Origin of the sequence: Scandinavium manionii, from assembly GCF_024764775.1 — a bacterium.
GTDB classification, from domain to species: domain Bacteria; phylum Pseudomonadota; class Gammaproteobacteria; order Enterobacterales; family Enterobacteriaceae; genus Scandinavium; species Scandinavium manionii.
The window spans coordinates 378,919-394,581 of sequence record NZ_JALIGC010000040.1; the positions used below are offsets into that span (position 1 = coordinate 378,919).

General features: G+C 54.9%; 14 protein-coding genes. 12 read left to right on the top strand and 2 right to left on the bottom strand.

Annotation, left to right across the window (positions count from 1 at the left end; genetic code table 11):
- Nucleotides 1-83: 83 nt before the first annotated feature.
- Nucleotides 84-1,259: a 3-demethoxyubiquinol 3-hydroxylase gene (gene ubiF, locus MUU51_RS19590; RefSeq protein ID WP_159774219.1), complete on the bottom strand. Its 1,176-nt coding sequence runs from the start codon at nucleotides 1,257-1,259 to the stop codon at nucleotides 84-86.
- Nucleotides 1,260-1,397: 138 nt separating this feature from the next.
- Between ubiF and miaB the strand changes: the two genes are divergently transcribed.
- The 9 genes from miaB to MUU51_RS19635 all read left to right on the top strand — a co-directional run bounded on the left by miaB (nucleotide 1,398) and on the right by MUU51_RS19635 (nucleotide 10,681).
- Nucleotides 1,398-2,831, top strand: a complete 1,434-nt coding sequence (gene miaB / locus MUU51_RS19595) for a tRNA (N6-isopentenyl adenosine(37)-C2)-methylthiotransferase MiaB (protein ID WP_258968408.1) — start codon at nucleotides 1,398-1,400, stop codon at nucleotides 2,829-2,831.
- Nucleotides 2,832-2,983: 152 nt separating this feature from the next.
- On the top strand, nucleotides 2,984-4,039 hold the full coding sequence (locus MUU51_RS19600) for a PhoH family protein (RefSeq protein ID WP_159774223.1): 1,056 nt from the start codon (nucleotides 2,984-2,986) through the stop codon (nucleotides 4,037-4,039).
- Nucleotides 4,036-4,503 carry an rRNA maturation RNase YbeY gene (ybeY, locus tag MUU51_RS19605; RefSeq protein WP_159774225.1) on the top strand — a complete coding sequence of 156 codons (468 nt, stop codon included), beginning with the start codon at nucleotides 4,036-4,038 and terminating at the stop codon, nucleotides 4,501-4,503. The genes MUU51_RS19600 and ybeY overlap by 4 nt, the downstream gene beginning before the upstream one ends.
- A gap of 102 nt (nucleotides 4,504-4,605) precedes the next feature.
- Entirely contained in the window at nucleotides 4,606-5,484 is an 879-nt protein-coding gene (gene corC / locus MUU51_RS19610) for a CNNM family magnesium/cobalt transport protein CorC (RefSeq protein ID WP_159774227.1), read from the top strand.
- Between the two features lie 22 nt (nucleotides 5,485-5,506).
- On the top strand, nucleotides 5,507-7,045 hold the full coding sequence (lnt, locus tag MUU51_RS19615) for an apolipoprotein N-acyltransferase (RefSeq protein ID WP_159774229.1): 1,539 nt from the start codon (nucleotides 5,507-5,509) through the stop codon (nucleotides 7,043-7,045).
- 360 nt (nucleotides 7,046-7,405) lie between these two features.
- Nucleotides 7,406-8,317: an amino acid ABC transporter substrate-binding protein gene (locus tag MUU51_RS19620; RefSeq protein WP_159774231.1), complete on the top strand. Its 912-nt coding sequence runs from the start codon at nucleotides 7,406-7,408 to the stop codon at nucleotides 8,315-8,317.
- A 224-nt stretch (nucleotides 8,318-8,541) separates the two neighbouring features.
- On the top strand, nucleotides 8,542-9,282 hold the full coding sequence (gene gltJ, locus MUU51_RS19625; protein WP_159774233.1) for a glutamate/aspartate ABC transporter permease GltJ: 741 nt from the start codon (nucleotides 8,542-8,544) through the stop codon (nucleotides 9,280-9,282).
- Nucleotides 9,282-9,956 (top strand): glutamate/aspartate ABC transporter permease GltK, encoded by a 675-nt coding sequence (gene gltK, locus MUU51_RS19630; protein ID WP_110510133.1) that lies wholly within the window; start codon nucleotides 9,282-9,284, stop codon nucleotides 9,954-9,956. Before gltJ ends, gltK begins: the two co-directional genes overlap by 1 nt.
- A complete protein-coding gene (locus tag MUU51_RS19635) occupies nucleotides 9,956-10,681 on the top strand; it encodes an amino acid ABC transporter ATP-binding protein (protein WP_159774235.1) in 726 nt (241 codons plus the stop codon). The genes gltK and MUU51_RS19635 overlap by 1 nt, the downstream gene beginning before the upstream one ends.
- Nucleotides 10,682-10,744: 63 nt before the next feature.
- Here the strand turns inward: MUU51_RS19635 and MUU51_RS19640 are convergent, their stop codons facing one another.
- Nucleotides 10,745-11,227 (bottom strand): zinc ribbon-containing protein, encoded by a 483-nt coding sequence (locus MUU51_RS19640; RefSeq protein ID WP_159774237.1) that lies wholly within the window; start codon nucleotides 11,225-11,227, stop codon nucleotides 10,745-10,747.
- A gap of 214 nt (nucleotides 11,228-11,441) precedes the next feature.
- Between MUU51_RS19640 and leuS the strand changes: the two genes are divergently transcribed.
- Genes leuS through holA form a run of 3 tightly spaced genes read left to right on the top strand, consistent with a single transcriptional unit; the run spans nucleotide 11,442 to nucleotide 15,663 of the window.
- Nucleotides 11,442-14,024, top strand: a complete 2,583-nt coding sequence (leuS, locus tag MUU51_RS19645) for a leucine--tRNA ligase (RefSeq protein WP_258968409.1) — start codon at nucleotides 11,442-11,444, stop codon at nucleotides 14,022-14,024.
- Between the two features lie 14 nt (nucleotides 14,025-14,038).
- A complete protein-coding gene (gene lptE / locus MUU51_RS19650) occupies nucleotides 14,039-14,632 on the top strand; it encodes an LPS assembly lipoprotein LptE (RefSeq protein WP_159774241.1) in 594 nt (197 codons plus the stop codon).
- Nucleotides 14,632-15,663: a DNA polymerase III subunit delta gene (holA, locus tag MUU51_RS19655; protein ID WP_159774243.1), complete on the top strand. Its 1,032-nt coding sequence runs from the start codon at nucleotides 14,632-14,634 to the stop codon at nucleotides 15,661-15,663. The genes lptE and holA overlap by 1 nt, the downstream gene beginning before the upstream one ends.

Genomic DNA, 15,663 nt, shown 5'->3' on the forward strand with positions numbered 1-15,663 from the left:
AAAAAGCTCGCTTCGGCGGGCTTTTTTGTTTTTGGCATTCTGTTGATTGATGGTTAATCGCGGCCTTTCGACCGCATCAGTCCTTACAACCCTAATGCATACTTCAGCGCCTGACGTTTGAGTACGCCCGCGCGCTCGGCGGCCATCAAGCCGACGTTACGCAGCATTCTGAGCGGCGCGAGATTATTACTGAAGCTTGCATAGAACAGGTCCATGCCCGACTGCATCAAATAATTATCCGTCATCCGGCGCGACTGATAGCGCTTAAGCACCGGCAAACTTGTCCAGTCTTCACCCTGACTGCGGGCATTCGCCAGCACGTCCAGCAGCGCGTCGACATCACGATAGCCGAGATTCACGCCCTGCCCCGCCAACGGATGAATGGTATGCGCCGCATCGCCCACCAGCGCTAAACCTGGCTGCACGTAACGCAATGCGTGACGACGCGTGAGCGGGAATGCACCTGCGGTAACGGGTTTAATTTTACCGAGACGCGCCGGGAAAGTACGCACAATTTCCTGTTCAAGCTGCGCCATCGACAGCGACTGAAGCTGGCGAATACGTGCCGGAGTGTCATACCACACCAGCGATGCCCAGCGGTCGAACAGCGGCAGGAACGCGCGCGGCCCGATAGGCGTGAACTGCTGCCAGGTGCTGTCGCCCGGTTCGTTGTCGCACTCCACGGTAATCAGCATGCAGGACTGCGGATACTGCCAGGCATGAACGCCGACTCCGGCCATTTGGCGGACCTGAGAATTCGCACCGTCGGCCCCGATCACCAGTTTCGCCTTCAGCTCATTGCCGTCGGTAAAGCCAAGCAGATAGCCATCGCTGCCATGCAGCATCGTTTCCAGCGATGACGGCATGCACAGTCTGACGTTGTCATGTGCCTCCAGCGCTTGCCACAAGGCGAGCTGTAAAACGTTGTTCTCCACCATATAACCGAGTTCGGGCAGTTTCAGCTCAGAGGCGTTAAACACCACGTGCGCGCTTTCCCACTCCCAGGTTTCGAGCTGGCGATAGCGGTGGGTGCGCATCGCCTGAATCGCCTCCCACACGCCAAGCCCGCGCAGTAACCCGACCGACGAGGCGCTGATGGCAGAAATTCGAACATCAGGCTGGCTCGCGGCATCAAATTCCGGCGGCGTGGTTTGCTCAATCACGGTCACGCTGAATCCAAGCTGTGCCAGCCCCAGCGCCAGCGCCCCCCCGACCATTCCACCGCCAACGACGGCGACATCAGTATGTTGATTGCTCATGGCTCGTTTCCTTAAACCTCAATCCCTTAAGTTTACCGGATTTTTTTGTCCTTTGGGCGCCGGGTGGGTCATACTGGTCACACTCGTCACAAAGCATTACAATACGCCCCCTGCGTTTCCTCGAGCAAAGCTAAGTCGATGACAAAAAAACTCCATATTAAAACCTGGGGCTGTCAGATGAACGAATACGATTCATCAAAGATGGCCGATCTGCTGGATGCCACTCACGGCTATCAACTGACTGACATCGCTGAAGAAGCCGATGTGCTGCTGCTGAACACCTGCTCGATTCGTGAGAAAGCGCAGGAAAAAGTGTTCCACCAGTTGGGACGCTGGAAACTTATCAAAGCCAAACGACCGGACGTAATCATCGGTGTTGGCGGCTGTGTCGCCTCACAGGAAGGCAAACTGATCCGCCAGCGCGCCCACTACGTCGATATTATTTTTGGCCCGCAGACGCTACACCGTTTGCCAGAAATGATCAGTTCCATTCGCGGTATGCGCGATCACCGCAAACCGATCGTTGACGTCAGCTTCCCTGAAATCGAAAAATTCGACCGACTGCCAGAGCCACGCGCTGATGGCCCGACCGCGTTCGTGTCGATCATGGAAGGCTGCAACAAATACTGCACTTACTGCGTCGTGCCTTATACCCGCGGGGAAGAAGTCAGCCGTCCGTGCGACGACATTCTGTTTGAATGCGCCCAACTGGCGGCACAGGGTGTGCGCGAAATACATCTGCTGGGCCAGAACGTCAATGCCTGGCGCGGTGAGAACTACGACGGCAGCACCGGTTCGTTTGCCGAACTGCTGCGCCTTGTGGCGGCTATCGACGGCGTCGATCGCATTCGTTTCACCACCAGCCATCCGATTGAGTTTACCGACGACATCATCGATGTGTACCGTGATACGCCAGAGCTGGTGAGCTTCCTGCATCTGCCCATTCAGAGCGGCTCCGACCGCGTCCTGAATCTTATGGGGCGTACCCACACCGCGCTGGAATACAAAGCCATTATCCGCAAGCTGTATGCCGCGCGTCCGGACATTCAAATCAGCTCTGACTTCATCGTCGGTTTCCCTGGTGAAACCAATGAAGACTTCGAGAAGACCATGAAGCTCATTGCCGATGTGAATATGGACGTCAGTTACAGCTTTATCTTTTCCGCACGTCCTGGCACGCCCGCAGCGGATATGGTCGATGACGTCTCAGACGACGATAAAAAACAGCGTCTGTACATCCTACAGGAGCGTCTCAACCAGCAGGCCATGGCCTGGAGCCGTCGTATGGTCGGCACTGTCCAGCGCATTCTGGTGGAAGGCACGTCGCGTAAGAGCATCATGGAATTGACCGGCCGTACCGAGAATAACCGTGTGGTGAATTTCGAGGGCACGCCGGAGATGGTCGGTAAATTCGTTGATGTGGAAATCGTCGATGTTTACACCAACTCCCTGCGCGGCAAGCTTATCCGCACCGAAGCGGGAATGGGTCTGCGCGTGGTGGAATCTCCGGAATCCGTGATTGCCCGTACCCGCAAAGAGAATGATCTCGGCGTCGGCATTTTCCAGCCGTGATCCTGTGGCCTGCCCCTTCGGGCGGGCCCTTGCATTTCCCTGCCCTGCCCCCACATCAATTGCAATGCTTGCGCCTTTAATCACTGGCGTGAATAATTTCCGTATACACGTTCAAAAACGCCCGCCGTGGCGCCTGGTAAAAGAGGAACAGCTTGAATACAGAAACCCGTGAAGTAACCCTCGAGCCGGCAGACAACGACCGCCTGCTGAGCCTCTGTGGCCCGTTTGATGACAATATCAAACATCTGGAGCGACGACTGGGTATCGAAATCAACCGCCGCGATAATCATTTCAAACTCACCGGACGCGCCATCTGCGTAAACGCAGCGGCAGATATCCTGCGCAGCCTGTATGTCGATACGGCCCCGATGCGTGGCCAGACTCAAGATATCGAACCGGAACAGATTCATCTGGCTATCAAAGAAGCCCGCGTACTGGAGCAAAGCGCCGACAGCGTACCGGACTACGGCAAAGCCATCAATATCAAGACCAAGCGTGGCGTGATTAAACCGCGCACGCCGAATCAGGCCCAGTACATCGCCAATATTCTTGACCATGACATCACCTTCGGCGTAGGCCCTGCGGGGACGGGTAAAACCTATCTGGCGGTCGCGGCCGCCGTCGATGCACTGGAGCGGCAAGAGATTCGGCGTATTCTGCTGACGCGTCCGGCGGTAGAAGCGGGTGAAAAACTCGGCTTCCTGCCAGGGGATCTCAGCCAGAAAGTCGACCCGTATTTGCGTCCGCTGTATGACGCTCTGTTCGAGATGCTCGGCTTTGAAAAAGTGGAGAAGCTGATTGAACGCAACGTGATTGAAGTCGCGCCGCTGGCCTACATGCGTGGCCGTACGCTCAACGATGCGTTCATCATCCTGGATGAAAGCCAGAACACTACCATCGAACAGATGAAGATGTTCCTGACCCGTATCGGCTTTAATTCGAAAGCGGTTATCACCGGTGACGTTACCCAGATTGACCTGCCGCGCAATATGAAATCCGGCCTGCGCCACGCCGTTGAAGTGCTGGCGGAAGTCGACGAAATCAGCTTCAACTTCTTCCACAGCGAAGACGTGGTGCGCCACCCGGTGGTCGCCAGAATCGTTAACGCCTATGAAGCATGGGAAGAAGCCGATCAAAAACGTAAAGCCGAGCAGGCCGCCGAGCGGAAACGCGAAGCGCTGACATCGCAGGAGCAAGAGCACAAATGAGTTCGGTAATTCTGGATTTACAGGTCGCGACCGAGAACGAAAACGGTCTGCCGCAGGAAGCGCAATTCCAGCGCTGGCTGGACGCCACCATTCCGGCGTTTCAGGCAGAGTCGGAGGTGACCATTCGTCTGGTCGATGAAGCAGAAAGTCACGAGTTGAACCTGACCTATCGCGGTAAAGATAAGTCGACCAACGTGCTCTCCTTCCCGTTTGAAGTCCCGCCAGGCATTGAACTGCCGCTGTTGGGCGACCTCATCATTTGCCGCCAGGTGGTAGAACGCGAAGCAGAAGAACAAGGTAAACCGCTGGAAGCCCACTGGGCGCATATGGTGGTTCACGGCAGTCTTCATCTGCTGGGTTACGACCATATTGAAGACGAAGAAGCGGAAGAGATGGAAAGTCTGGAAACAGAGATAATGCTTGCTCTGGACTATGATGATCCGTACATTGCCGAGAAAGAGTAACCTGTGCGGCGGCTAGCCGCCGCGCTGGCATTTTATGCCGCCTAAGGCTGAATTTACGCCAGGCAGTGATCATTCTATTAATATGAGACCCCACACGACGCCATGAGCGACGACAACTCACACAGTAGCGACACCTTAAACAGCAAAAAGGGATTCTTCTCCCTCTTACTGAGCCAACTGTTCCACGGCGAACCTAAAAACCGTGATGAACTTCTGGCGCTGATCCGTGATTCCGGGCAAAACGACCTTATCGACGAAGATACGCGCGACATGCTCGAAGGGGTAATGGATATAGCAGACCAGCGCGTCCGCGACATCATGATCCCCCGTTCTCAAATGATTACCCTGAAACGCAACCAGACGCTGGACGAGTGTCTCGATGTCATTATCGAGTCCGCCCACTCTCGTTTCCCGGTGATCAGCGAAGATAAAGATCACATTGAAGGGATTCTGATGGCTAAAGATTTGCTGCCGTTTATGCGCAGCGATTCCGACGCTTTCAGCATGGATAAGGTGTTACGCCAGGCAGTGGTGGTGCCGGAAAGCAAGCGAGTTGACCGCATGCTGAAAGAGTTCCGCTCTCAGCGTTACCACATGGCGATTGTGATTGACGAATTTGGCGGCGTCTCGGGTCTGGTGACCATCGAAGACATCCTTGAATTGATCGTTGGCGAAATTGAAGACGAATACGATGAAGAAGATGACATCGATTTCCGTCAACTGAGCCGTCACACCTGGACCGTTCGCGCGCTGGCCTCTATCGAGGACTTCAACGAAGCCTACGGCACGCACTTCAGCGATGATGAAGTCGATACCATCGGCGGTCTGGTGATGCAGGCGTTCGGGCACCTGCCTGCTCGCGGTGAATCCATTGACATTGATGGTTACCAGTTCAAAGTTGCGATGGCTGACAGCCGCCGTATCATCCAGGTACACGTCAAACTTCCGGAAGATGCGCCACAGCCCAATCTGGAAGATTAATTTTACGGGACGACAACGCTAAATGGCATTTGCCTCTCTGATTGAACGCCAGCGCATTCGCCTGCTGCTGGCGCTACTTTTTGGTGCCTGCGGAACGCTGGCATTTTCCCCTTATGATTTCTGGCCAGCGGCGATCGTTTCGCTGATTGGGCTTCAGGGATTAACCCTTAACCGCCGTCCGCTACAAAGCGCCTGGATTGGTTACTTCTGGGGTCTCGGCTTATTCGGCTCCGGCATAAACTGGGTCTACGTCAGCATCGCACAGTTTGGCGGTATGCCGGGTCCGGTGAATGTGTTCCTCGTGGCGCTCCTCGCCGCCTATCTTTCGCTGTATACCGGGCTTTTTGCCGGTGTGCTTGCGCGTCTGTGGCCGAAAGCCAACTGGGTCCGTGTGGCGATTGCTGCCCCGGCGGTATGGCAAATCACTGAATTCCTGCGCGGCTGGGTCCTGACCGGATTCCCATGGTTGCAATTTGGCTACAGCCAGATTGACGGCCCGCTGAAAGGCCTGGCACCGGTGATGGGCGTGGAAACCATTAACTTCCTGCTGATGATGGTCAGCGGTCTACTGGCGCTGGCGCTGGTAACCCGTAACTGGCGTCCTCTGGTGGCTGCCATGGTGTTGTTCGCGTTACCGTTCCCACTGCGCTACATCCAGTGGTATCAGCTGCTGCCGGAGCGTACGACGCAGGTCTCGCTGGTTCAGGGCAATATTCCGCAGTCGCTGAAGTGGGATGAGAAAGAACTCATCAATACGCTGAAGATTTATCTGGATGCGACTGAAAAAGTGATGGGTAAATCGCAGCTGATTATCTGGCCTGAATCAGCGATCCCAGACCTGGAAATCAATCAGCAGCGCCTGCTCAGTATGATGGACGATATGCTGCGCGCCAAAAACAGCTCGCTGATTACCGGCGTGGTGGATTCTCGTCTTAACGCAAAAAACCGTTATGACACCTACAACACCATCATCACGCTGGGCAAAGATAACCCGTACAGCTACAACTCCACCGATCGCTACAACAAGAATCACCTTGTGCCGTTTGGTGAGTTTGTGCCGCTGGAGTCGATTCTGCGTCCGCTGGCGCCGTTCTTTGACCTGCCAATGTCATCGTTTAGCCGCGGGCCGTACGTTCAGCCGCAGCTTTCTGCGCATAATCTGAAGCTGACCCCAGCAATTTGCTACGAAGTTATTCTTGGCGAGCAGGTGCGCGACAACTTCCGGCCGGACACCGATTTCCTGCTGACCATTTCTAACGATGCGTGGTTCGGTAAATCGATTGGCCCATGGCAGCACTTCCAGATGGCGCGGATGCGTGCCCTGGAACTGGCACGTCCGCTGTTGCGTAGCACCAACAACGGGATTACGGCGGTTATCAACCCGCACGGTGACGTGCAGGCGATGATCCCGCAGTTCACCCGCGATGTGCTGACTACCACGGTGACGCCAACCACAGGCCTGACGCCCTATGCGCGTTTTGGCAACTGGCCACTTTGGGCACTTACCGTGCTGTTCGGCTTTGGCGCACTGGTGATGAGTCTTAGACTGCGTCGAGGCTAATCCCCCCTTTGCCCGGTGGCGCTTCCGCTGCCGGGCCAACCCCTTTCCTACCCCAGCCATTTCTGGCACGCCAATTGCTTAGTTAATTCAGTGAGCTGCGTAATTTGCCTTAGTGCAACCCGGTCGCACCAGCAGTGCTCAACGGTGGCACCTTTTTGGTGCATAAGAGCATTTTTGCCTTAAAACGGTGCGGCGCACTTCGCAAAAACAAACAATAACGCAGCAAAATCTTTACATTAAGCCAAACTAAATGTTAACAAACTGGCTTAACACTGCACGTTTAAGTTGCAGACAATAACAACACAACACTCACATGAGTATCTGCGCGTCCCTGACGCCGCGATAATGAAGGAGTTGGATATGCAATTACGTAAACTGGCCACAGCAATGCTGGTAATGGGAATGTCCGCAGGCGTGGCACATGCCGATGATGCGGCACAGGCAACCGGCCAGAGCACGCTGGACAAAATCGCCAAAAACGGTGTGATTGTCGTCGGCCACCGTGAGTCATCAGTCCCCTTCTCATACTATGACAATCAACAGAAAGTCGTCGGTTACTCCCAGGATTATTCCAACGCTATCGTTGACGCCATCAAGAAGAAGCTCAACAAGCCTGATCTGCAGGTTAAGCTGATCCCAATTACGTCCCAGAACCGTATCCCATTGCTGCAAAACGGCACCTTTGACTTCGAGTGTGGTTCCACCACCAACAACCTCGAGCGTCAGAAGCAGGCTGCGTTCTCTGACACTATCTTCGTGGTCGGCACCCGTCTGCTGGTCAAGAAAGGCGGCGCAATCAAAGATTTCGCTGATCTGAAAGGCAAAGCGGTGGTTGTGACGTCCGGGACCACCTCTGAAGTTCTGCTGCACAAGCTGAACGACGAGAAGAAAATGGACATGCGCATCATCAGCGCCAAAGACCACGGCGACTCCTTCCGTACCCTGGAAAGCGGCCGTGCGGTGGCGTTCATGATGGATGACGCCCTGCTGGCAGGTGAACGTGCGAAAGCGAAGAAGCCTGACAACTGGGAAATCGTTGGCACCGCGCAGTCCAAAGAAGCCTACGGCTGCATGTTGCGTAAAGACGATCCGCAGTTCAAAAAGCTGATGGATGACACCATCGCTCAGGCGCAGACCTCCGGTGAAGCGGCGAAGTCGTTCGATAAATGGTTCAAAAACCCAATTCCACCGAAGAACCTGAACATGAACTTCGAACTGTCTGACGACATGAAAGCGCTGTTTAAAACACCAAACGACAAAGCACTTAACTAACTAGAACAATGATGGGCGGGCTCGCCTGCCCTCTCGATTGCGAGGAGATACGGACAGACTATATGGCGAATGGTCGTTCCCCAGTCGCCATGAAAAATAAATTACCTGACTTAATCCGGGTTGTAGGCAGCTAAGGCCGCTACAGCACGACGTAGGGAAGGTGATAGTTTCCTTAGCAGTCTTAGAGGGTAGCGCTGCTACCCTTTTTTTTTCGGAGTCCATTTATGTCAATCGACTGGAACTGGGGTATTTTTCTGCAACAAGCCCCGTTCGGCAACACCACCTATCTTGGCTGGCTGTGGAGCGGATTTCAGGTCACGGTGGCGCTGTCCATCACGGCATGGATTATCGCGTTCCTTGTCGGCTCACTGTTCGGCATTCTGCGCACCGTGCCAAATCGGTTCTTATCCGGGATCGGCACACTGTACGTGGAACTGTTCCGCAACGTTCCGCTGATCGTTCAATTCTTTACCTGGTATCTGGTGATACCGGAACTGCTGCCAGAAAACCTCGGCATGTGGTTTAAGTCTGAGCTTGATCCTAACATTCAGTTCTTTGTTTCCTCGATGCTGTGCCTGGGGCTGTTCACTGCTGCCCGTGTATGCGAACAGGTGCGGGCGGCAATTCAGTCACTGCCGCGCGGTCAGAAGAACGCCGGGCTGGCGATGGGCCTGACGCTGCCACAAACCTATCGTTATGTGCTGCTGCCCAACGCCTATCGCGTGATTGTCCCACCGATGACTTCGGAGATGATGAACCTGGTGAAAAACTCGGCCATCGCCTCGACTATCGGTCTGGTGGATATGGCCGCACAAGCGGGAAAACTACTGGATTACTCGGCGCACGCCTGGGAGTCCTTCACTGCAATTACCCTCGCTTACGTACTGATTAACACGGTTATCATGCTGGTAATGAATCTGGTTGAACGTAAGGTTCGCCTGCCGGGCAATATGGGAGGCAAATAATGTACGAATTTGACTGGAGTTCTATCGTTCCGTCGATGCCTTACCTGCTCGCAGGTCTGGTTATCACGCTGAAGATTACCGTCACGGCGATAATCATTGGTATCGTCTGGGGCACCCTGTTGGCGGTGATGCGTCTGTCCACCTTCAAACCGTTGGCCTGGTTTGCGACCGCGTATGTGAACGTGTTCCGTTCTATTCCGCTGGTGATGGTGCTGCTGTGGTTCTACCTGATTGTGCCGGGCTTCCTGCAGCAGGTGCTTGGCCTGTCGCCGAAAGCCGATATTCGTCTGATTTCTGCGATGGTGGCGTTCTCGATGTTCGAAGCCGCCTACTATTCAGAAATTATCCGCGCCGGTATTCAGAGCGTTTCTCGCGGCCAGGGCAATGCCGCCTTAGCGCTGGGGATGACCCACTGGCAGTCAATGAAGCTCATTATTCTGCCACAGGCGTTCCGCGCAATGGTGCCACTGCTGCTGACTCAGGGGATTGTCCTGTTTCAGGATACGTCTCTGGTGTACGTGCTGAGCCTTGCCGATTTCTTCCGTACCGCCTCCACCATTGGCGAGCGTGACGGAACCCAGGTTGAGATGATCCTGTTCGCGGGAGCCGTCTATTTTGTTATCAGTTTAAGCGCCTCGCTGTTGGTCAGCTATTTGAAGAAAAGGACCGTGTAATGATTTCCCTGAAAAATGTTTCGAAATGGTATGGTCACTTTCAGGTGCTCACCGACTGCTCCACGGAAGTGAAAAAAGGCGAAGTGGTGGTAGTTTGCGGCCCGTCAGGGTCCGGTAAATCCACGCTGATTAAAACCGTTAACGGCCTTGAGCCGGTTCAGCAGGGCGAGATTCTGGTGAACGGTACGCAGGTGACCCACAAGAAAACCGATCTGGCAAAACTACGTTCACACGTCGGCATGGTATTCCAGCATTTCGAGCTGTTCCCACACCTGTCGATTATCGAAAACCTGACCCTGGCGCAGGTCAAAGTGCTGCAACGTGATAAAACTGCTGCGCGCACCAAGGGGCTGAAATTGCTGGAACGCGTAGGGCTTACTGCCCATGCCGATAAGTTCCCGGCGCAGCTTTCCGGCGGCCAGCAGCAACGTGTGGCGATCGCCCGCGCGCTGTGTATGGATCCGGTGGCGATGCTGTTCGACGAGCCCACGTCAGCGCTGGATCCGGAAATGATCAACGAAGTGCTGGATGTCATGGTCGAACTGGCGCACGAAGGGATGACGATGATGGTGGTAACTCACGAAATGGGCTTTGCCCGCAAAGTGGCAAACCGCGTTATCTTTATGGACGAAGGCAAGATTGTGGAAGACTCCGACAAAGACGAGTTCTTTGATAATCCGAAGTCCGACCGTGCGAAAGATTTCCTGGCGAAAATTCTGCACTGATCTGGCTGTTAATTGCCCGGCGGCGTTCGCGCTTACCGGGCTTACACATGCTGGCGTTAACGACTAAGGCTCAAACGCCTTACGTTGAAACTGGTCATGGCCGCATTTCGGGCATAGCGGCAGCACGTCCGGCGAATATACTGCTAAGTGGAAGTGGCATTTCTCGCACACCAGATTGCCCAACCCCACCACTTCCCCGCTGTGATACACCCCATGGTGATTCAAGTCCTGGAATACTTCGCGCCATTCGAGCTGCGTTTTGTCAGTGATGTCCGCCAGTTCCTGCCAGATGCTCTCTTTAATCACCCGCAGAAACACGCTGTCTTTCAGCTCATCCTGACTTTCGTTATAACTGATAGCGAACTCTTCCAGGTCACGACGGACGGCCCTTGTCAGCTCTTCCACTTCGGTTCGGGTTAACTCCCCGGTCTGGCTTACGCGAGCCCGCGCCTGCTCGACCAGCGCGTCAATATCGCGGTCTCCGTTACGCAGGCGTTCGGTTAGCGTCGTCACCAGTTCACGATAATATTGAGCGACCTTGTTCATTGTTTCATCTCCCGGGCGGTTAACGTCCTCTAATGATAGACCTTATTTCCTTATCGCTTTGTCAGGTAAGCCACAGACACGGTAAATAAACGCCAGCCTGGTGTGTGCGAAAGGCTGTTTTGACGTGCCCGTTTGGGCTATGCTATGCGGATCTGAATGACCACATCCATTGGCTACGTTTGTAGCTGTATTGAAAACAGGACCACTGGCTGCCATGCAAGAGCAATACCGCCCGGAAGAGATAGAATCGAAAGTCCAGCAACACTGGGACGATAAGCGCACATTTGAAGTGACTGAAGACAACAGCAAAGAGAAATACTATTGCCTGTCGATGCTCCCCTATCCTTCTGGCCGACTACACATGGGCCACGTGCGCAACTACACCATCGGTGATGTGATTGCCCGCTACCAGCGCATGCTGGGCAAAAACGTGCTGCAGCCAATCGGCTGGGATGCGTTTGGTCTGCCGGCTGAAGGCGCTGCGGTAAAAAACAACACCGCACCTGCACCGTGGACCTACGACAACATCGCCTACATGAAGAACCAGCTCAAAATGCTGGGCTTCGGTTATGACTGGAGCCGCGAGCTGGCGACCTGTACCCCGGAATACTACCGCTGGGAGCAGAAGTTCTTCACCGAGCTCTACAAAAAAGGCCTGGTCTACAAGAAAACGTCCGCCGTTAACTGGTGCCCGAACGACCAGACCGTACTGGCGAACGAGCAGGTTATCGACGGCTGCTGCTGGCGCTGTGATACCAAAGTTGAGCGTAAAGAAATTCCACAGTGGTTCATCAAAATCACCGCTTACGCGGACGAACTGCTGAACGATCTGGATAAAATGGATCAGTGGCCTGACACGGTGAAAACCATGCAGCGCAACTGGATTGGCCGTTCCGAAGGCGTGGAAATCACCTTCGACGTTGCCGATTACGCTGACAAGCTGACCGTTTACACGACGCGCCCGGACACCTTCATGGGTGCAACTTACCTGGCCGTGGCCGCAGGTCACCCGCTTGCACAACAGGCTGCCCTCAACAATCCTGAACTGGCGGCCTTCGTTGACGAATGCCGCAACACCAAAGTTGCTGAAGCTGAAATGGCGACGATGGAGAAGAAAGGCGTCGACACCGGTTTCAAAGCGATTCATCCGCTGACCGGCGGAGCCGTTCCAGTCTGGGCGGCTAACTTTGTGCTGATGGAATACGGCACCGGTGCAGTGATGGCCGTTCCAGGCCACGACCAGCGCGATTACGAATTTGCGACCAAATACGGCCTGACCATCAAGCCGGTTATTCTGAACGCTGATGGCTCCGAGCCAGACCTGTCTGAACAAGCCCTGACCGAAAAAGGCACCCTGTTTAACTCTGGTGAATTTAGCGGTCTGAGCTTCGAAGCAGGCTTCAACGCCATTGCCGACAAGCTGGCAGAACTTGGCGTGGGTGAGCGTAAAGTAAACTTCCGTCTGCGCGACTGGGGCGTTTCCCGTCAGCGCTACTGGGGCGCGCCAATCCCGATGGTGACCCTGGAAGACGGTACCGTGATGCCAACCCCAGAAGATCAGCTGCCGGTTATTCTGCCGGAAGATGTAGTCATGGACGGTATCACCAGCCCAATCAAAGCCGATCCTGAGTGGGCGAAAACCACCGTTAACGGCAAGCCAGCGCTGCGTGAAACCGACACCTTTGACACCTTTATGGAGTCTTCCTGGTATTACGCGCGTTACACCTGCCCTGACTATCAGGAAGGGATGCTGGATTCCGACGCTGCCAACTACTGGCTGCCGGTGGATATTTATATCGGCGGGATCGAACACGCCATCATGCACCTGCTGTACTTCCGCTTCTTCCACAAACTGATGCGTGATGCGGGCATGGTGAACTCTGACGAACCGGCTAAACAGCTGCTGTGCCAGGGTATGGTGCTGGCAGATGCCTTCTACTATCTGGGCGAAAACGGCGAGCGTAACTGGGTTTCCCCGAAAGAAGCCATCGTTGAGCGCGACGAGAAGGGCCGTATCGTGAAAGCGAAGGACGAAGCGGGCCATGAGCTGGTGTATACCGGCATGAGCAAAATGTCTAAGTCCAAAAACAACGGCATTGACCCGCAGGAAATGGTTGAGCGTTATGGCGCGGACACCGTTCGTCTGTTCATGATGTTTGCGTCTCCAGCAGACATGACCCTCGAGTGGCAGGAATCTGGCGTTGAAGGCGCTAACCGCTTCCTGAAGCGCGTGTGGAAACTGGTTTACGAACACACCGCGAAAGGCCCAACGGTTGCCCTGAACGTCGACGCGTTGAGCGAAGATCAGCAGGCGCTGCGTCGTGACGTTCACAAAACTATCGCTAAAGTGACCGATGATATCGGTCGTCGTCAGACCTTCAACACTGCCATCGCGGCCGTGATGGAACTGATGAACAAACTGGCGAAAGCCCCTGCTGAAGAAGAGCAGGATCGCGCTCTGCTGCAGGAAGCTCTGCAATCCGTGGTACGTATGCTGAACCCGTTCACCCCGCACATTAGCTTCACGTTGTGGCAGCTGCTGGGTGGCGAAGGTGATGTCGACAACGCACCATGGCCGGTAGCTGACGAAAAAGCGATGGTGGAAAACACCACCCTCGTCGTGGTACAGGTTAACGGTAAAGTCCGCGGTAAAGTGACTGTGCCGGTGGATGCAACGGAAGAGCAGATTCGTGAACGTGCAGGCCAGGAACATCTGGTCGCAAAATATCTGGATGGTATGACCGTGCGTAAAGTCATTTACGTGCCGGGCAAACTGCTCAACCTGGTCGTTGGCTAAGCGCGGGAGGAAGCGTGCGATTTCTGACAACGTTATTGGTATCTCTGGCGGTGCTTGTCACCGCTGGTTGTGGCTGGCACCTGCGTAGTACCACGCAGGTTCCGGACAACATGAAAAAGATGATTTTTATCTCAGGCGATCCTAACGGTCCGCTGAGCCGCTCGGTGCGTAACCAATTACGCCTGAACGGAATTGAAATTGTGGAAGCCAGCTCGATTCGCCAGGACATTCCGTCACTGCGTCTGGGCGGTGCATCGATTGGTAAAGATACCGCGTCCGTATTCCAGGATGGTAAAACGGCGGAATACCAGATGGTCATGACCGTCTCCGCCAGCGTGCTTATCCCGGGTCACGACATCTATCCAATCAGCACCAAGGTTTATCGTTCGTACTTCGATAACCCACAGCAGGCGCTGGCGAAAGATGCCGAGCAAGCGATGATCGTCCAGGAGATGTACGACAAAGCCGCTCAACAGCTGATCCGTAAGCTGCCAAGCGTCAAGGTGGCGGATGCTGAAGCCACCAAAGAGGACGAGCAGTCCGCTACGGATGCTAACGCAACCGAAGCGCCGGCCGGAACTCGCGTCTCCACGACCCTGGGTAACTGATGATTCGGTTGTACCCAGAACAACTCCGCGCGCAGCTCTCTGAAGGGCTGCGCGCGGCGTATTTACTCCTTGGAAATGACCCCCTTCTGCTTCAGGAAAGTCAGGATGCCATTCGCCACGCGGCGGGGGCTCAGGGCTTTGATGAACACCACACCGTCACAATAGACGCCAGCACCGACTGGAATGCGCTGTTTGCACTTAGCCAGGAACGCAGCCTGTTTGCCACGCGTCAAACGTTGACGCTGGTCCTGCCGGATAATGGTCCGAATGCGGCGATTAATGAACAGCTCGTAGCGCTGACTGGCCTGCTCCACGACGAATTGTTGCTGATTATCCGTGGTAATAAGCTGACCAAAGCCCAGGAAAATGCGGCCTGGTATAACGCGCTTTCCGGACGTGCAGCGCAGGTTTCCTGCCAGACGCCGGAACAAGCACAGCTGCCGCGCTGGCTCGCCACCCGTGCCAGACAGCTTAATTTGCAGCTTGATGACGCCGCAAGCCAACTGCTTTGCTATTGCTATGAAGGCAATCTGCTGGCGCTGGCCCAGGCACTTGAACGCCTGTCGCTCCTGTGGCCTGACGGTAAACTGACGCTGCCACGGGTTGAGCAAGCGGTAAATGATGCGGCGCACTTTACACCGTTTCACTGGCTTGATGCGCTGCTGGCAGGAAAAAGTAAACGCGCGTTGCATATCCTGCAGCAGTTACGCCAGGAAGGCAGTGAGCCGGTTATTCTGCTGCGAACCCTTCAGCGCGAACTTCTGCTGCTGGTGAACATGAAGCGTCAATCAGTCAACACGCCGCTGCGCGCCCTGTTCGATAAGCACCGCGTCTGGCAGAATCGTCGACCGTTATTTACCGAGGCACTGAACCGCCTGAGCCCGGAGCAGCTGCGCCATGCGGTGTCTCTTTTGGCGCGAACTGAGCTCACGCTCAAACAGGATTACGGCCAGTCGGTCTGGGCTGAACTCGACGGTCTGTCGCTGCTGCTGTGTCACAAAAATCTGCCCGACGTTTTTTTTGAAGGATGA

Coding starts and splice junctions, on each gene's coding strand:
- MUU51_RS19640 (WP_159774237.1), bottom strand. CDS start 11,227: ATGAACAAGGTCGCTCAATATTATCGTGAACTGGTGACGACGCTAACC.
- gltJ (WP_159774233.1), top strand. CDS start 8,542: ATGTCAATCGACTGGAACTGGGGTATTTTTCTGCAACAAGCCCCGTTC.
- leuS (WP_258968409.1), top strand. CDS start 11,442: ATGCAAGAGCAATACCGCCCGGAAGAGATAGAATCGAAAGTCCAGCAA.
- gltK (WP_110510133.1), top strand. CDS start 9,282: ATGTACGAATTTGACTGGAGTTCTATCGTTCCGTCGATGCCTTACCTG.
- holA (WP_159774243.1), top strand. CDS start 14,632: ATGATTCGGTTGTACCCAGAACAACTCCGCGCGCAGCTCTCTGAAGGG.
- miaB (WP_258968408.1), top strand. CDS start 1,398: ATGACAAAAAAACTCCATATTAAAACCTGGGGCTGTCAGATGAACGAA.
- lnt (WP_159774229.1), top strand. CDS start 5,507: ATGGCATTTGCCTCTCTGATTGAACGCCAGCGCATTCGCCTGCTGCTG.
- ubiF (WP_159774219.1), bottom strand. CDS start 1,259: ATGAGCAATCAACATACTGATGTCGCCGTCGTTGGCGGTGGAATGGTC.
- corC (WP_159774227.1), top strand. CDS start 4,606: ATGAGCGACGACAACTCACACAGTAGCGACACCTTAAACAGCAAAAAG.
- MUU51_RS19620 (WP_159774231.1), top strand. CDS start 7,406: ATGCAATTACGTAAACTGGCCACAGCAATGCTGGTAATGGGAATGTCC.
- ybeY (WP_159774225.1), top strand. CDS start 4,036: ATGAGTTCGGTAATTCTGGATTTACAGGTCGCGACCGAGAACGAAAAC.
- MUU51_RS19635 (WP_159774235.1), top strand. CDS start 9,956: ATGATTTCCCTGAAAAATGTTTCGAAATGGTATGGTCACTTTCAGGTG.